The organism is Pseudomonas sp. GW821-FHT01E10, from assembly GCF_059422365.1.
Genome location: NZ_JBWKWT010000007.1, coordinates 101,377 through 116,154, shown reverse-complemented (window position 1 = coordinate 116,154; position 14,778 = coordinate 101,377). Strand labels below are relative to the sequence as shown.

Annotated in this window: 12 protein-coding genes; 6 read left to right on the top strand and 6 right to left on the bottom strand. The window is 61.4% G+C overall.

The features are described 5' to 3' along the window. Nucleotides 1–16: 16 nt before the first annotated feature. Entirely contained in the window at nucleotides 17–640 is a 624-nt protein-coding gene (thiE, locus tag AC07V0_RS15075) for a thiamine phosphate synthase (RefSeq protein ID WP_018925770.1), read from the bottom strand. A gap of 32 nt (nucleotides 641–672) precedes the next feature. After that, nucleotides 673–1,470, bottom strand: coding sequence for a hydroxymethylpyrimidine/phosphomethylpyrimidine kinase (locus AC07V0_RS15070; protein WP_019581334.1), 798 nt, complete (start codon nucleotides 1,468–1,470; stop codon nucleotides 673–675). Between the two features lie 428 nt (nucleotides 1,471–1,898). On the opposite strand from AC07V0_RS15070, the gene AC07V0_RS15065 reads away from it, so the two are divergent. The 4 genes from AC07V0_RS15065 to AC07V0_RS15050 all read left to right on the top strand — a co-directional run bounded on the left by AC07V0_RS15065 (nucleotide 1,899) and on the right by AC07V0_RS15050 (nucleotide 8,334). After that, nucleotides 1,899–4,280 (top strand): hybrid sensor histidine kinase/response regulator, encoded by a 2,382-nt coding sequence (locus AC07V0_RS15065; RefSeq protein ID WP_086945933.1) that lies wholly within the window; start codon nucleotides 1,899–1,901, stop codon nucleotides 4,278–4,280. A gap of 73 nt (nucleotides 4,281–4,353) precedes the next feature. Continuing rightward, the gene (locus tag AC07V0_RS15060) at nucleotides 4,354–6,003 is read left to right on the top strand and encodes an acyl-CoA dehydrogenase family protein (protein ID WP_086945932.1); all 1,650 of its coding nucleotides are present in this window, start codon (nucleotides 4,354–4,356) and stop codon (nucleotides 6,001–6,003) included. Nucleotides 6,004–6,121: 118 nt separating this feature from the next. Beyond that, nucleotides 6,122–7,621, top strand: a complete 1,500-nt coding sequence (gene amn, locus AC07V0_RS15055) for an AMP nucleosidase (protein ID WP_168206186.1) — start codon at nucleotides 6,122–6,124, stop codon at nucleotides 7,619–7,621. 146 nt (nucleotides 7,622–7,767) lie between these two features. Then, complete coding sequence (locus tag AC07V0_RS15050; RefSeq protein ID WP_173861150.1) at nucleotides 7,768–8,334, top strand: pseudouridine synthase; 567 nt, start codon at nucleotides 7,768–7,770, stop codon at nucleotides 8,332–8,334. On the opposite strand, the gene AC07V0_RS15045 is transcribed toward AC07V0_RS15050, so the two are convergent. Both AC07V0_RS15045 and AC07V0_RS15040 read right to left on the bottom strand, forming a co-directional pair. Continuing rightward, nucleotides 8,329–8,538 carry a DUF2788 domain-containing protein gene (locus AC07V0_RS15045; protein ID WP_007937369.1) on the bottom strand — a complete coding sequence of 70 codons (210 nt, stop codon included), beginning with the start codon at nucleotides 8,536–8,538 and terminating at the stop codon, nucleotides 8,329–8,331. The genes AC07V0_RS15050 and AC07V0_RS15045 overlap by 6 nt on opposite strands. Nucleotides 8,539–8,764: 226 nt before the next feature. Beyond that, a complete protein-coding gene (locus AC07V0_RS15040) occupies nucleotides 8,765–9,244 on the bottom strand; it encodes an Lrp/AsnC family transcriptional regulator (protein WP_007937367.1) in 480 nt (159 codons plus the stop codon). A gap of 448 nt (nucleotides 9,245–9,692) precedes the next feature. Between AC07V0_RS15040 and AC07V0_RS15035 the strand changes: the two genes are divergently transcribed. Further along, complete coding sequence (locus tag AC07V0_RS15035) at nucleotides 9,693–10,790, top strand: DUF6515 family protein (protein WP_086945931.1); 1,098 nt, start codon at nucleotides 9,693–9,695, stop codon at nucleotides 10,788–10,790. Here AC07V0_RS15035 and AC07V0_RS15030 read toward each other — a convergent pair. Both AC07V0_RS15030 and pmcY read right to left on the bottom strand, forming a co-directional pair. Then, the gene (locus tag AC07V0_RS15030) at nucleotides 10,784–11,680 is read right to left on the bottom strand and encodes a cation diffusion facilitator family transporter (protein ID WP_018925777.1); all 897 of its coding nucleotides are present in this window, start codon (nucleotides 11,678–11,680) and stop codon (nucleotides 10,784–10,786) included. The genes AC07V0_RS15035 and AC07V0_RS15030 overlap by 7 nt on opposite strands. A gap of 29 nt (nucleotides 11,681–11,709) precedes the next feature. Next, complete coding sequence (gene pmcY, locus AC07V0_RS15025) at nucleotides 11,710–12,129, bottom strand: periplasmic Zn2+ metallochaperone PmcY (protein ID WP_018925778.1); 420 nt, start codon at nucleotides 12,127–12,129, stop codon at nucleotides 11,710–11,712. A gap of 97 nt (nucleotides 12,130–12,226) precedes the next feature. Between pmcY and hrpB the strand changes: the two genes are divergently transcribed. Next, complete coding sequence (gene hrpB / locus AC07V0_RS15020) at nucleotides 12,227–14,743, top strand: ATP-dependent helicase HrpB (protein WP_086945930.1); 2,517 nt, start codon at nucleotides 12,227–12,229, stop codon at nucleotides 14,741–14,743. The last annotated feature ends 35 nt before the right edge of the window (nucleotides 14,744–14,778 follow it).

The window sequence follows — 14,778 nt, the reverse complement described above, 5'->3', positions numbered from 1 at the left end:
TATTTGGCTCTCAAAATCAGGATTTGAACAATTCGTTAAAGGCGCGGGCGCGACGCGTCACTTCAGCCGTGCTCTCGGCGCCGAACAGGCCATGCACCACCGCCAGCAGATCGACGCCGTGGGCCACCAGCGGGGCGGCGTTGTCCAGGGTGATGCCGCCGATCGCACAGATCGGCAGGTGCAGTTTGCTGCGGGCCTGATCAAGCAAGTCGAGGCTGCATGTCGGGGCGCCAGGCTTGGTGTTGGAATTGAAGAAGCGGCCGAAGGCGACGTAACTGGCGCCTTCCTTGGCGGCTTGTTCGGCGAGTTCGAGTTGCGCGTGGCAGGTCGAGCCGATGATCGCCTGACGCCCGAGCAGTGCTCGCACCGGCATCAGTGGGCCATCAGTCTGGCCCAGGTGCACGCCGACATTCAGTCGCGCGGCCAGTTCGGCGTCGTCGTTGATGATCAGCTGGGTCTTGTAGCGATCGCACAGATCGCGCAGGGCTTCGGCCTCGCGCAGGCGGCGGGCCTCGTCGCTGCTTTTGTCGCGGTATTGCAGCAGGGTGACGCCGCCTTCGAGCGCCGCCTCCACGTACGAAAGAAATTTACCGGCCAGTAGCTGGCTGTCGGTAATGGCGTACAGGCCACGTAGTTTCATCGGACAAGCCTCTGCGCTTTACGCATCGAAAGTTACGAACAGAAATCCAGCGGCAGGCGGCGGGGCACGAACTGGCCTTTGCCCAGCTGTTCCGCATCTCGCAGGGTGCGCCAAGTGTAGTCAAGCGCGCTCTGTACGGCACTGGCGAGGTGTTCACCCTGGGCCAGGCGACCGGCGAGGGCGCTGGCCAGCGTGCAACCGGAACCGTGATAACTGCCGGGCAGGCGCTGGCAGGTAAAGGTTTCGCGGCGACCGTCGCGGCTGTACAGGCGGTTGTGGATTTCGTGTTCGTCGCCATGGCCGCCGGTGATCAGCAGGTGTTTGACGAATGGCAGGAGTTTTTCCGCGCACTCGTCGGCGGTGCCTTCGGGCAGTTCGGCGAGGATGCGGGCTTCGGGAAGGTTAGGGGTGGCGATGATCGACAACGGCAGCAAGCGTTCGCGCATGGCGTAGCCGACTTCGTCCTTGCCCAGTCGTCCGCCACCGCCGGCACGCAGCACCGGGTCGCAGACCACTGGCAAATGCGGGTGCGCTGAAAGCAGTTCGACCACGGTGTCGACCATTTCCAGGGAACCGAGCATGCCCAGCTTGACGGCGGCGACTTCGGAGTCGTTGAGCACGGCATTGGCCTGGGCCAGTACCCACTCGCGATCGAGCACGCGGAAGTCAGTGACGTTGACTGTGTCTTGCACGGTCAGGGCGGTGACGGCCGGAGCCGCATGGCAACCCTGGGCAAGCAGGGCTTCGATATCTGCCTGCAAGCCGGCGCCACCACTAGGGTCGTGGCCGGAGAGACAGAGGACAACGGGGCGAGAGCTGTAGATATTCATGGTGCGCGAGCTTACCACCAAACATGTTTTTCGGGTGTTGCGACGTCCAGTCCGGCCGATACATTGTGGGCGAGGGGGCTTGCCCCCGTTGGGGTGCGAAGCGCCCCCTTTGCCTTCTGTCTGGAACACCGCGTCGGCAGATTTACGACTGCTTCGCAGCCGAACGGGGGCAAGCCCCCTCGCCACAGGTGTTCATCACTCGCCGGGACATTGTCGCATCCTGATCAAGCCAACAGCTCTAGCTCAATACATAGCGCTGGAACGCCCGTGCTAGAGCCTTTTTAGGAAAAAATTCAATGGTGTTCAATGGCCACTAACGGCTATGCTAGAGTGGATCCAAACCAATAACAGGTAATACCGGTTTTACGTCTACTCAAAAGGAATGGGGGGCTTCCTGACAGAACCGGACAGGCCACGCTGGGGCTTAAATGCGCTATTTGCTGATGTTGCTGTTGTGCTTGCCCCTCCTGGCGAGCGCCGTCGAGTTCGACGAGTTCACCCAGAGCCTTCCCCTGGGCCGAACGATGCAGGTTTATGAAGACCCGGGCGGTCAAGCGACCATTGCCGATGTCCGTGCGCAAGCCGCGGCCGGGCACTTCAAACCCCACGATAAAGCCACCCTCAACGCCGGCTATTCGCGTTCGGCGTTCTGGCTGAAAATCGACCTGCAATACCGTCCGACCAATCCGTCGGCGCAACGGACCTGGCTGCTGGAATTGGCCTATCCACCCCTCGATCACCTTGATTTGTACTTGCCCGATGCTGGCGGCGACTATCAATTGGTCCGACAGACGGGCGATGCGTTGCCGTTCGCCACTCGCGAAATTCGTCAGAACAACTATCTGTTCGGTCTGAGCTTTGCGCCCGGGCAGGCGCAAACCGTGTACCTGCGTCTGCAAAGCGAAGGCTCGATCCAGGCGCCCGTCACCTTGTGGTCGAGCACTGCTTACCTTGAAGAGCAGCCGGTGCGGCTTTATGTGCTGGGGCTGATTTACGGCGTGTTGCTGGGGATGCTGGTCTACAACCTGTTCATCTTCCTCAGTGTGCGCGATACCAGTTACCTCTATTACATCGTCTACATCGCCTCGTTCGGCTTGTATCAGCTGTCGGTGAACGGTGCGGCCGTGGAGTATTTCTGGCCGAACAATCCGTGGTGGGCCAATGCCGCGACGCCGTTCTTCATCGGCTGTTCAGGGTTGTTCGGCAGCCAGTTCGCCCGCAGCTTCCTGCGGACGGCCACCCACAGCCGCTGGCTGGACCGTGTGCTATTGGCGCTGATCGCGTTCAGTACGCTGGTGGTCGGGTTATCTCTGATGACCAGTTACGCCCTGGCCCTGCGTCTGGCGACGGCGTTGGCACTGGTCTTTACCGTAGCGATTTTCGCTGCCGGGGTTTTCGCCTGGTGGCGTGGCTTGAGGGTGGCGCGCTACTTCATCATTGCCTGGTCGGCATTTTTGCTCGGTGGCGTCGTCAACACGATGATGGTGTTGGGGTATTTGCCCAACGTGTTCCTCACCATGTACGCCAGCCAGATCGGCTCGGCGCTTGAAGTGGCGTTGCTGTCCCTGGCCCTGGCTGATCGTATCAACGCCATGCGCGAGCATCAGGCACAGACGTTGTTCGACGCCGGCCAGAAGCTTGAGGTGCTGAACCAGCAACTGGCTCACAGCAATAGGCTCAAGGACGAATTCCTCGCCACGTTGACCCACGAACTGCGCACGCCCATGAACGGTGTGATCGGTTCGCTGGAGCTGATGCAGACCGTCGAGATGAACCCAGAGCTGGAGCAGTATCAGCAAACGGCGGCAGGTTCGGCGCGGGACATGATGCGCATGGTCAACGGCATCCTCACCCTGACCGAATTGCAGGCCGGCAAGCTCAAGGTCTATCCGGACACGTTCAGCTTGCGCAGTATGGTCGAGTCTTTGCGCGGGCAGTTCGATGGCAATGCGTCGAGCAAGTCGCTGGACTTCAAGGTCGAGGTAGCACCCGGGTTGCCGGATCGTTTGTTCGGCGACAGCGGCAAGCTGGTGCAATGCCTGGAATGCTTGCTGGACAACGCAATCAAATTCACCCGAGTCGGTGGTCTGGCGCTGCGGGTGACGGGTAAACCGGCGGCGGAGCCCGGTCGGCTGGCGCTGTCTTTTGCGGTGATCGACACCGGCATCGGTTTTACCGATCTGGGGGAGGCGACGCTGTACCAGCGCTTCTTCCAGCTCGACGGCTCGATGACCCGTGAATATGGCGGTCTTGGCGTTGGCCTGGCGATCTGTCGGCAGTTGGTCGAATTGCTCGGGGGGCGCCTGAGCCACCGTTCCGAACCAGGCCGTGGAAGCCGCTTCCAGCTGGACGTCGAATTCGAGCTGTCGTTGGTGGAGCCTGCTCCCTCGATCACCCGGCAGACCACCGGCCTGCGCTTGCCCCAGGAGTGCACGGTATTGCTGGTCGATGACAACAGCATCAATCAATTGGTGATGCGCGGCATGTTGCTCAAGCTCGGGTTCCGGGTACGCACCGCTGACAATGGCCTTGCTGCGCTCGATCAATTGCAATGTGAAGCCGTTGACGCTGTATTGCTCGATTGCCAGTTGCCGCCAGTGGACAGCGCCTCCATCTGCCGCCGGATCCGTGCGTTGCCGGGTTGCGCCGAATTACCCGTGTTCATGATTGCCCTGAGTGCGGACCGAGTGCACTGCCCGAGCGACACCGTGGTCGACTACCTGAACAAACCGGTGAAATTCGAGGACTTGCAGGCCGCGCTCTATCGACGGGTGCTCTGTTCTGGACAAGGCGAAAGCGCCGACATTTAGGCAGATATGCCACTTTGTTCAGCCTCGGGGCGGTGCTTAACTGAAGCCCTTGGCTGACCAAAGGAGTCCCGTCATGAACCTGCATCAGTTCGCCGAAACCCACGAAGTCACCAACCAGCCACCGTCGCTGGATGGCATCAACCTCTATCGCATCGACCTGCCTTTGCAGGAATGGTCGCGACGGTTCGATGCCGGTTGGGCCGAGTCGCGGATCGACGCTTACGGCGCATTGGCCGGCGGGCCGCTGATGGAGGCCGGGTTTGCGGCCAATCAAAACAAACCCGTGTTCGTCAGCCATGACCGTTACGGCCATCGCATCGACCTGGTGGAGTTTCACCCGGCTTATCACCAGTTGATGCACACGGCGGTGGAGCATGGCCTGACAGGGTTGCCCTGGACCGATCCGCAACCGGGCGCTCATGTGGCTCGCGCGTCCATGACGTATTTGCACAGTCAGGCAGAGGCCGGTAGCGGTTGCCCGTTGACCATGACTTTCGCCAGCGTCCCGGCGATGCGCCTGCAACCGGATCTGGCCCGGCAATGGCTGCCGAAAATCCTCGCCACCGAGTACGACCCGCGCAATGTCGGTATGGCCCATAAGGCCGGAGTCACCATCGGCATGGCGATGACCGAGAAACAGGGCGGCACCGATGTGCGGGCCAACACCACCAAGGCGTTTCCGGTGGGGGGCGGTGGGCCGGGCCAGGCGTATGAACTGGTGGGCCACAAGTGGTTCTGCTCGGCGCCAATGTGTGACGCCTTCCTGACCCTGGCCCAGACCGACAAAGGGCTGACCTGTTTCCTGCTGCCGCGTCATCGTCCGGATGACACGCGCAATCAGTTCTACATACAGCGGCTGAAAAACAAACTCGGCAACTGGTCCAACGCCTCCAGCGAGGTGGAGTTCCGTGGCGCCCTGGCCTGGATGGTCGGCGAAGAGGGCCGGGGCGTTCCGACCATTATCGAAATGGTCGCCATGACCCGTTTCGATTGCATGGTCGGCTCCAGCGCGCTGATGCGCCAGGCCCTGACCCAGGCCAGCCATCACTGCGCCCACCGCCAGGTCGGTGGCAAGTTGCTCAGCGAACAACCCTTGATGCAAAACGTGCTGGCCGACCTGGCCCTGGAAAGCGAAGCCGCCCTGGCGTTGAGCCTGCGCATGGGGCGAGCGCTGGATCATCTGGATGACGACCACGAAGCGAAATTCGCTCGATTGGTGACGGCAGTGGGCAAGTACTGGATCTGCAAACGCGCGCCCGCGATGATCAACGAAGCGGCCGAATGCATGGGCGGCGCCGGTTACGTCGAAGAAAGCATCTTGCCGCGACTGTACCGTGAGGCACCGGTCAACTCGACGTGGGAAGGTTCCGGCAACGTGCAATGTCTCGACGTGTTGCGCGCGTTGTCGAAAGAACCGGGCGTGCTCGATGTGCTGTTCAACGAGTTGGGCGATGGCCATGGCGACAAACGCCTGGCCACACACATCGGCCAGTTGCAGAAGGCGTTCAAGGACACCGACGACATTCAATACCGCGCCCGCCAGCTCACCGAAGACATCGCCTTGGGGCTTCAGGCCAGGCTGTTGCTGGAGGCGGGTAATGCGGCGGTCAGTGATGCGTTCATCGCCAGCCGCCTCGGTTCGGCCGGTCGGGTGTATGGAACGTTGCCGCGAGGGCTGGATGTGGAAGCGATTGTGGCCCGCTCGACACCGCAGGGCTTCTGAAGGGCGAAAAGATCGCAGCCTTCGGCAGCCTCTTACAGGTGTACGACGACCCTCTGTAGGAGTTGCCGAAGGCTACGATCTTTTTTCACTGTTCCCGTGAAGCGATGATGCAGGCAAGATGAAGGTCTGCAAGCCAGAACACAGGAAGCTGATCGTGACCGAAGCGTTTATTGTCGTTCAAACCGCCGAGCAAGCCGTTGATCGGCTTGCTGTCTTGCACGAGCGTGCAACCACAGCGCTGAATCAAGCGCTCAAGCGTTATCTCAAGGATCGCGTCGAGCCGGACGCTGAACAGCGTGCCCTGTTTCGTTATCCCGAGTTGCGTCTGACCTACCTCTGCCAGGGCGAAGTCCCACAGACCACTCGCGCCTATGCCAAGGTTCAATTGCCGGGGACCTACAGCGTCACCGTCACTCATCCGGCAGCCTTTCGCAAATACCTGCTGGAGCAACTCGTTCCGTTGATGCACGACTTCACCGTGACCGTGGAAGTCGGCGTCAGCCAGCAAAACATTCCTTATCCGTATGTGGTCGAGCAGGGCGATGAACTGGCCGGCTCTGGCGTTACGGCGGCGGTACTGGCGCGGGTGTTCCCGAGTACGGATCTGTCGGCCGCCACCGATGGCATCGCTGATGGCTTGTACGATTGGGAAAACACCGATCCGCTGCCATTGGCCCTGTTCGATGCCGCGCGGGTGGACTTCTCCCTGCGCCGACTGGTGCACTACACCGGCAGCGACTGGCGGCATGTGCAGCCGTGGATTCTGCTGACCAACTACCACCGTTACGTCGACCAGTTCATCGTTCATGGCCTGGAACAACTGCGCAAAGACCCGCGTTTTGTACGCATGGTGTTGCCGGGCAACGTGATCATCGAAAAGGGCATGGACCACGGCGAAGCCTCGGCGATTGCCGCTGGCGTGGTCTGGCATCGTTACCAGATGCCGGCCTATCACCTGATCGCCAGCGACGGCCATGGCGTGACCTTGGTGAACATCGGCGTCGGCCCGTCCAACGCCAAGAACATCACCGACCATTTGGCCGTGCTGCGTCCGCATTGCTGGCTGATGATCGGCCACTGCGGCGGCTTGCGTCAGTCGCAGACCATTGGCGATTACGTGCTGGCACACGCTTACATGCGTCGCGACGGGATTCTCGACCGGGTGGTGCCACCGAACATTCCGATTCCGGCCTTGGCCGAAGTGCAGTTGGCGTTGCAGCAAGCGGCGGCCAACATCACCGGTGAGAAGGGCGACGAACTGAAGAAACGCCTGCGTACCGGCACCGTGTTGACCTACGACGACCGTAACTGGGAGCTGCGCTGGGCGCAGGAGCGTCCGCTGATCAACCTGTCCCGCGCCGTGGCGGTGGACATGGAAAGCGGCACGATTGCGGCCCAGGGTTATCGCTTGCGGGTGCCCTATGGCACGTTGCTCTGTGTGTCGGATAAACCGCTGCACAGCGAAATTAAACTGCCGGGGTCGGCCAACGCGTTCTATGAGCGCGCGGTCAGCCAGCACTTGAAGATCGGCATCGAGGCGGTGGATCTGTTGCGCACCGAGCTCAACTCGCTGCACTCACGCAAACTGCGCAGCTTCGACGAGCCGCCGTTCCGCTGATTGTTCTCATGGTCATTTGACGGTTGGGGCACTAGCATTAGCAGCCCTGACCGTTAGATGTTCTTCTCGCCATGTCCCGTCCTCAACGTCCCGTTTCCCGCCGCCCTGGCGTGAAGCCTGTGTCATCTTCTTCCGCCCCGCGCCGTATCGCCAAAGCGCCCCCGGCCGAGCCGAAGCTGATTCTGTTCAACAAACCTTTCGATGTGCTGACGCAATTCAGCGACGGCGAAGGGCGGGCGACGCTCAAGGACTTTATCGAGATTCCGGGGATTTACCCGGCAGGACGGCTGGACCGCGACAGCGAAGGCTTGTTGCTGCTGACCAACGACGGCCAGCTGCAGGCGCGGATTGCCGACCCGAAACACAAATTGGCCAAGACTTACTGGGTGCAAGTGGAAGGCGAGCCAACCGCCGAGCAGTTGCAGCGCTTGCGCGAGGGCGTCGAGCTGAACGATGGTATGACCTTGCCGGCCGAAGCGCGACAACTGGATGAGCCGCAACTGTGGCCACGCAACCCGCCGGTGCGCTTTCGCAAAAGCGTGCCGACGAGTTGGCTGGAATTGGTGATTCGCGAGGGGCGCAACCGTCAGGTGCGGCGCATGACCGCGGCGGTCGGCTTGCCGACGTTGCGCCTGGTGCGGGTCAAAATCGGTGACTGGTCGATCGAAGGGCTCGATCAGGGACAGTGGAAGGAAGTGCCGGCGCGTTTATAGCGTGCCGGATTCGATCAGGCCGATGACCACGCTTTTGATCACGAATGCGGCCACACCCAACCCCAGCACAAAGAACAGAATGAACGAGCCGAAGCGTCCGGCTTTGGATTTTTTTGCCAGATCCCAGACGATGAAACCCATGAAAATGATCAGGATGCTGACCAGGCCAGTCATCATCCACTCTTCGAAAACAGCAGGATCCATTGAACATCTCCAGCGCGGGCGGGGCTAAAAAGGCGGGAGGAGTATACGCCAAGGGGGATTGGCGGGGTATTGACCTGCGTCGGATTGTGGCGAGGGAGCTTGCTCCCGCTGGGGCGCGAAGCGGCTCCAAAATCAGCGACCGGGTTTAATCTGGCACACTGCGTTCACTGGTTTTGCGACTGCTTCGCAGCCGAGCGGGAGCAAGCTCCCTCGCCACAAAGCATTCTCAGCTGCGCAAATGAGTTAAAGGCAACTCCGTGCTGTTAAGCACCTGGTTCAACACGAAACTCGACCGTACACTCGTCACCCCTTCAATCCGGGTCAGATGCCCCAGCAGCAGCTTCTGATAGTGATCCATGTCCGGCACCACCACCTTGAGCTGATAATCCGCATCCATCCCGGTCACCAGGCTGCATTCCAGCACTTGCGGTAATGTGCGAATGGCGGCTTCGAAGTTCTCGAAACGCTCGGGTGTATGGCGGTCCATGCCGATCAGCACGTAGGCGGTCAGGCTCAGGCCGAGCATCTTGCGGTCCAGCAAGGCGACCTGGCGGGAGATGTAGCCGTCGTCTTCCAGTTGCTTGACCCGTCGCGAGCAAGGCGAAGGCGACAGGCCGATGCGTTCGGCCAGCTCCTGATTGGAGATGCGCGCGTCGCGCTGTAATTCCGCCAAAATACTCAGGTCGTATCGGTCGAGTTTGCTCATCAATCAGGCCTTTGTCATAACTATTGCGGCAGATTATCTATCCTGAGTTAAAAATTGCGCAAGTGATGTTTATTTGAGCAATCTTCGCAATCCTCTGTCGGTGCTCCGGGCCTATTCTTATCACCAGAATCACTGCTCGGACAAACAGTCCAGTGCGGCTCGCCCAATCAGGCCAGCTGCGGTCGCCACCCCCACCGGGGATGCGTCGGCCCCCGAGCTACACACTGTCCAGAAGACGGCGTGAGGTGAGCCGACGTCATAAGCGTCGAGCACGGACGAAGTTCTCAAAGGGAGGCCGACGGGTCTCCCTTTTTTCTTGCCCGCAATTTGGCATGCCCTTAATAAAAAGCCGCTCAATAAAAAAGTTACGTGACTGATAACCTGTTGCAGAACCGGCCTGCGCTTTCCCAGTCTTACGTACAGGCCCTAACCCGCCGTGAGGAAAAGCATGAAATCGCGCATCTGGCGTTTGGCCGGTGTTGGTTTGCTGTGTGTAAGTGTCACTGCACAATCGCTTGCCGATGAACCACAGAACCGCGGCCCCGATGGCGGGCAGCGTGGGCCTGATCATCGGGGCAATGAACAGGGCCAGGGCCGTGGCGGCAGCAATCAGCCACACCCGCAGAACACCGAAATCATTCGTGGCGACAACAGCCGCCAATTTGAGCGCCACGACCAGAATCAGGGTGGCCAGTGGCAGAACCGGGCGCCGCACGAGTCCAACAATCAGGGCGGCCAGTGGCAGAACCGTACGCCGCACGACTCCAGCGTTCAGGGTGGCCAGTGGCAGAACCGTCCGCTACACGATCCAAACGTTCAGGAGCGAGCGCCGCAACAACCGAGTAATAATCTGCCAATCCAGAGTCGGCCCGATACCGTGCGCCAGACCCAGGAACCGCGGCGTGGCTACTATCAGGACGAACCGTGGCGTAACAATCACAACCAGCCATGGCAGACCGGGGGGCGGGAGCCGCGTCACGATGACCGTCGCTGGCCCGGTCGTCCGGAGGGGCACGGCACAGGCTGGGGCCCCGGCCCGCAGTATCGTCCTGGGTACGTGATCGACCGCTTCCCGGAGGAGCGTCACTTCCGCGTGCCGTATCGTGGCCAGGATTATTTCTATTCCGGTGGCTACTGGTATCGCCCGCAAGGCCCGCGTTATGTGGTGGTTCAGCCGCCTCGCGGGATTCGCGTCAGCTACTTGCCCGATTACGCCCGTGAAGTGTGGATCGGCGGCACGCTGTTGTTCCTGGCGGCCGGCGCATATTACGCCTATCAGGAGAACACTCAGGATTACGTCGTGGTCGACCCTCCTGTGCAGCCGCCACCGGTGAGCAATGGTTATGACGTGGTGGCGTATCCGGCCAACGGCCAGTCGCCGGAGGAAGTCAGCCGGGACGCTTATGAATGTTATCGCTGGGCCGTGCAACAGAGCGGTTTCGATCCACGTACTGCCACCTACCGACCGGATCCGTCGGTGGTGCAAGTTTACCGACAGGCCCAGGGCAACTGCCTGAGCAGTCGCGGTTATCAGGTGAGTTACTGAGCCTTGGCGGTCTTTACCACTTCCTGCGGGTCGGCGTGCACCAGCACTTCGGCTCGCGGGTAGACGGCATGAATCGCATCGGCGGCTTGATCGCTGATGCCGTGGGCGACTGACAGGGTCAAGTCCCCCGGCAATTCCAGATGCAATTGCACGAACCACTGGTTGCCGGAAATCCGCGTGCGCAAGTCGTGGGCACCCAGAACGCCGGGTACGCTGCAGGCCAGTTCGAGCATGTGCTGGCTGACATCGGTCGGCAATTCTTCATCCATCAGCACTGCAAAACTATCCCGGGCGATTTGAATCGCGCTCCAGAGGATGTAAGCAGCGATCCCCAGGCCGAACCACGGGTCGACTTGCTGCCAGCCAAACCCTGCCAGCACCAGCGCTACGAGAATGCCGCCGTTGAGCAGCAGGTCCGAGCGGTAATGCAAGGAGTCGGCGCTCACCGCGTTGGAGCCGGTAGCCTTGATTACCCGGTGCTGCAACATCAGCAGGGCCACGGTCAGGACGAGGGAGAACACAATCACCCCGATACTGAGCCACGCTGCGCCTATCGGTTCCGGATGTTTCAACCGTTCGATCGCCTGCAGGGAAATCAGCACGGCACTGCCACCAATGAACAGCGCCTGAGCCATGCCCGCCAGTGATTCGGCCTTGCCGTGCCCATATCGATGATCATCGTCGGCCGGGCGCAAGGCGTAATGCACGGCCATCAGGTTGAGCAGCGAGCTAATGCCGTCGAGTGCCGAGTCGGTTAACCCGGCGAGCATGCTCACCGAGCCGCTCAGCCACCAGGCGATGGCTTTGGCGATGATCAATATGCACGCGACCGCCACCGAGGCGCGCGTCGCCAGCCGCAGCAGGCGGGCGTGGTCGGTAGGGGTCGTCATCAGTGCTGTGGTTCCTTCAAATGCACGAATTATGCAGCCGGTTGCAGGCCGAACATAGCCAGTTGCTGGGCGCTGCCCTTGTGCTGGATCAGACGCGGATCGTCCAGCGGGAAGCTGCGGCCCAGTTCACTTTCGAGAATAGTCTGCAACTTGTGGTTATCGACCTTGCCGTCGGCGCCGATGGCTTCCTTGAGTTTTTCCGGCGCCACCTGGGCGGTCCGGCCGGGCTCGAAGTAAATGGCACCCGTGGTGAAGTCCACTGCAAAGGCGATCAGGCCGGGGATGATATAGAACAGCAGGCCCACTGCATCCAGCGCGGCAATGGCCGGGTCAATCTTGCCGTCAATCTGGCCGCGACGATCCGGGTAGAAAATCGAACCGCAGGCGGTCATTTGGGTCAGCAAGGACGCGATCAATACACCGCCGATCAAGCGAAAGGGAGCACGCATTTGAAATCTCCTGGGTTATCTGGAAACGAAGCATCGTCGATATGAATTAGGACCGCGCTGAACGCCGTTATACTCGGCCCTCTGTTTGGGAGCCAGCATGATTTCTTTGCCAATTGATGAAGTTTTACCCGCCCTGCGTGAAGCCCTCGCTACACGCCACGAAGCCGTGCTCGAAGCACCGCCCGGTGCCGGTAAAACCACCCGGGTGCCGTTGGCCTTGCTCGATGAGCCGTGGCTGGCCGGGCAGACCATTCTAATGCTCGAACCGCGCCGGTTGGCAGCGCGGGCGGCGGCGGAGCGCTTGGCCAGTGAATTGGGCGAGAAGGTCGGCGAAACCGTGGGTTATCGCATTCGTCTTGACAGCAAGGTCGGCCCCAATACCCGCATCGAAGTGGTCACCGAAGGCATCCTCACCCGGCGCCTGCAGGATGACCCGGCGCTGGAAGGCGTGGGGTTGCTGATTTTCGATGAATTCCACGAGCGCAGCCTCGATGCCGACCTGGCGCTGGCCCTGAGCCTGAATGGCCGGGAGCTGTTCCGCGACGATCAACCGCTGAAGATCCTCTTGATGTCGGCAACCCTGGAAGGCGAACGCCTGGCCGGGTTACTGGATGACGCGCCAATCCTGCGCAGCGAAGGTCGCATGTACCCGGTGGCGATGCGCTGGGGCCGGCCGTTTCAGCCCGGTGAGTTCATCGAGCCAAAGGTGGTGCAGACCATCCTCGACGCGCTGAACGATGAAGCCGGCAGCCTGCTGGTGTTCCTGCCGGGGCAGGCGGAAATTCGGCGGGTGCATCAACAATTGGCCGATGCCTTGGGCGAGGGCACGCCGGTATTGCTGTGCCCGCTGCACGGCGAACTGGACCTGGCGGCGCAGCGGGCGGCGATTGACCCGGCGCCTGCGGGCAAGCGCAAAGTGGTGCTGGCCACCAACATCGCCGAAACCAGCCTGACCATCAATGGCGTGCGCGTGGTGATCGATGCCGGGTTGGCGCGCGTGCCGCGCTTCGACCCCGGCAGCGGCATGACTCGCCTGGATACCCAACGGATTTCCAAAGCCAGTGCCACGCAGCGCGCAGGCCGGGCCGGGCGTTTGGAGCCCGGCGTGTGTTATCGCTTGTGGTCGCAGGATCAACACGAGCAACTGGCGGCTTACGCCAGTGCGGAAATCCTCTCGGCGGACCTTGCCGGGCTGGCCTTGCAACTCGGTCGTTGGGGCGTGACGCCGGGGCAGTTGGTCTGGCTGGATGTTCCTCCGGCGGCGGCTTATGCACAGGCCCAGGATCTGCTTGAGCGCTTGGGCGCGCTGGAGGGCGAAGCGCTGACCCGTCACGGTCAGGCCATGGCCGAACTGCCGGCCCATCCACGAATCGCCCATTTGCTGTTGCGTGGCCAGGCGCTCGGCCTGGCCGACATGGCCTGCGATGTCGCGGCGCTGCTTGGTGAGCGCGATATCTTGCGTGGTGCTGGCGCGGACCTGCACAGCCGACTGGTGCTGTTATCCGGTGAAGAACGGGCCGCTCGCGGTGCGCAGGGCGGTGTTCAACGAGCTCGGCAGCTGGCGCGACAGTATCGCGGTTATTTGCGCGGCAAAGCGTCGGAGCCGGTCAGCGACCCCGAACATCCGCGTTGGCTCGGTGCGCTGCTGGCATTGGCTTATCCCGATCGGGTCGCCCAACAGCGGCGGGCCGGTGGCGCGGAGTATCGCCTGGCCAACGGTCGTGCGGCGCTATTTGCCGAGGCGGACAGCCTGATGAAGCAACCGTGGCTGGTGATCGCCGATCTGGGCAGTCGTCAGGGCCAGCGTGAAGAACGGATTTATCTGGCGACGGATTTTGATCCGGCGCTGTTTGATTCGGTGCTGGCCGAACAGGTGCGGTGTGTCGATCAATTGGATTGGGATGAGCGCGAAGGTGTGCTGCGGGCCGAGCGTCAGCGCAAGGTCGGCGAGTTGATCCTCAGCCGCGAACCGCTGACCGGGCTCGATGAAAGTGCTCGCAGTCAGGCGTTGGTGAATCTGGTGCGGCGCAAAGGTCTGGAGCTGTTGCCCTGGACGCCAGAGCTGCGTCAGTGGCAGGCGCGGGTGGCGTTGTTGCGGCAGTTGGATCTCGCGGGTAAAGGCGAGAGCGAATGGCCGGATGTCAGCGACGCAACATTGCTCAAAAGCCTCGAACACTGGCTGATGCCCTATCTGGGGAAAGTCTCGCGGCTCAGTCACTTCGCCAATCTGGACCTGTCGAGCATCGTTCACAACCTGCTGCCGTGGCCGTTGCCGCAACGGCTGGATGAGCTGGCGCCGCATCATTTGAGTGTGCCGTCGGGTTCATCGATTCGTCTGGATTACAGTGAACAGCCACCGATTCTGGCGGTGCGGTTGCAGGAGTTGTTCGGCTTGGCCGAGACTCCGCGGATTGCCGGCGGCCGGCAAGTGGTGAAACTGCATCTGTTGTCCCCGGCGCGGCGGCCAGTGCAGGTGACGCAGGACCTGGCGAACTTCTGGCGCAGCACCTATGCCGAGGTGAAGAAGGATTTGAAGGGGCGGTATCCGAAGCACTACTGGCCGGATGATCCGCTGGTGGCCGAGGCGACGGCGCGGGTTAAGCCTCGTAAGTAGGGCACGGATTTTTGTGGCGAGGGAGCTTGCTCCCG

Coding starts and splice junctions, on each gene's coding strand:
- thiE (WP_018925770.1), bottom strand. CDS start 640: ATGAAACTACGTGGCCTGTACGCCATTACCGACAGCCAGCTACTGGCC.
- AC07V0_RS15070 (WP_019581334.1), bottom strand. CDS start 1,470: ATGAATATCTACAGCTCTCGCCCCGTTGTCCTCTGTCTCTCCGGCCAC.
- AC07V0_RS15065 (WP_086945933.1), top strand. CDS start 1,899: ATGCGCTATTTGCTGATGTTGCTGTTGTGCTTGCCCCTCCTGGCGAGC.
- AC07V0_RS15060 (WP_086945932.1), top strand. CDS start 4,354: ATGAACCTGCATCAGTTCGCCGAAACCCACGAAGTCACCAACCAGCCA.
- amn (WP_168206186.1), top strand. CDS start 6,122: ATGAAGGTCTGCAAGCCAGAACACAGGAAGCTGATCGTGACCGAAGCG.
- AC07V0_RS15045 (WP_007937369.1), bottom strand. CDS start 8,538: ATGGATCCTGCTGTTTTCGAAGAGTGGATGATGACTGGCCTGGTCAGC.
- AC07V0_RS15040 (WP_007937367.1), bottom strand. CDS start 9,244: ATGAGCAAACTCGACCGATACGACCTGAGTATTTTGGCGGAATTACAG.
- AC07V0_RS15035 (WP_086945931.1), top strand. CDS start 9,693: ATGAAATCGCGCATCTGGCGTTTGGCCGGTGTTGGTTTGCTGTGTGTA.
- AC07V0_RS15030 (WP_018925777.1), bottom strand. CDS start 11,680: ATGACGACCCCTACCGACCACGCCCGCCTGCTGCGGCTGGCGACGCGC.
- pmcY (WP_018925778.1), bottom strand. CDS start 12,129: ATGCGTGCTCCCTTTCGCTTGATCGGCGGTGTATTGATCGCGTCCTTG.
- hrpB (WP_086945930.1), top strand. CDS start 12,227: ATGATTTCTTTGCCAATTGATGAAGTTTTACCCGCCCTGCGTGAAGCC.